This is a genomic window from Streptomyces sp. NPDC001617 (assembly GCF_053596855.1).
In genome coordinates, this window is sequence record NZ_JBSFHA010000213.1 from 1 (window position 1) to 1344 (window position 1344).

General features: G+C 69.8%; 1 protein-coding gene. It reads left to right on the forward strand.

The window, feature by feature from the left end:
- Positions 1-125: 125 nt before the first annotated feature.
- Positions 126-1334 carry an ISAs1 family transposase gene (locus ACWC09_RS52655; RefSeq protein WP_450859438.1) on the forward strand — a complete coding sequence of 403 codons (1209 nt, stop codon included), beginning with the start codon at positions 126-128 and terminating at the stop codon, positions 1332-1334.
- Positions 1335-1344 lie beyond the last annotated feature (10 nt).

A 1344-nucleotide genomic window follows, 5' to 3' on the forward strand; every position in this document is an offset into this window, starting at 1 on the left:
CAGGGCTTGGGCGAGTTCCGGGGTCGGGCGGTTGGTCGGGCCGTGACCGGTTGGGGTGCATAGCAGAGCAGGCACGGGCTTCGTGATCATTGGGGTGTCGAAGCTCAACGATCATGAGGTGGCCCGTGCCTGCCGCTGCATCTTCTCTCATCCCGCCGGTGCTGGTGAAGCTGGGTCCGCTGGATGCCAGTCAAGTCGCTGACCTGCGGCCCTTTCTGGAGCGGGTGCCCGACCCGCGGGCGAGGCGGGGCCGCTGGTACTCGCTGACCGCGATCCTCCTCGTCTGTGCCTGCGCGGCCGTCTCCGGAATGAGGAGTGTGGATGAGATCGCCGAGTGGGCGGCACGGGCCTCGGACACCGTGCTGACGGCCGTCGGAGTCCGCCGGCATCCGCTCAGGTGGCGCCGTGCCCCCTCGCGTACCACGATCGGCCGCGTGCTCGCGGCCGTCGACGGTGACGCCCTGGACCAAGCGGTCGGCGCCTACCTCACCGCCCGGAACACCGCGGGAACAGTCCCGGGGAAACGACAGGTGATCGCCGTCGACGGCAAGTCACTGCGGGGATCGGCCCGCCTGTCCGCCAGCCGCAGACACCTGCTCTCCGCCGTCACTCACCACCGGGCCCTGACCCTCGCCCAGGCCGAGGTCGGAACCAAGACGAACGAGACCGCGCACTTCCGGCCCCTGCTCGAACCGCTGGACCTGACCGGCACCGTCGTCACCTTCGACGCCCTGCACTCGGTCAAGGCGAACGTCACCTGGCTGGTCGAGACGAAGAACGCCCACTACATCGCCATGATCAAGCGGAATCAGCCGACCGCCCACCGGCAGCTCGCCGCCCTGCCCTGGCCTGACATCGCCGTCCAGCACACCGCTTCCTCTGCCGGACACGGCCGCCGGGAGTCCCGCTCGATCAAGACCTGCGGCATCGCCGACGAACTCGGCGGGATCGCCTTCCCCCACGGCCGCCTCGCCCTCCGCGTCCACCGACGCCGCAAACAGACCGGCGAGCGCGAGAGCCGCGAGACCATCTACGCCGTCACCAGCCTCGACGCCCACCAGACCACCCCGGCCGAACTCGCCGCCGCCGTCCGCGGCCACTGGGCCGTCGAGGCCCTGCACCACGTGAGAGACGTGACCTACGCCGAGGACGCCTCCACCCTCCACACCGGCACCGCACCCCGCGCCATGGCCACCTTCCGCAACCTCGCCATCGGCCTGCTCAAAACCCTCGGAGCAGTCAACATCGCCAAGACCACCCGCGCAATCCGCGATCAGCCCGAACGAACCCTCCCGCTCCTGGGCATCACCAACCCGGACGCTCAGGGAACTTGATCAAGCCCTG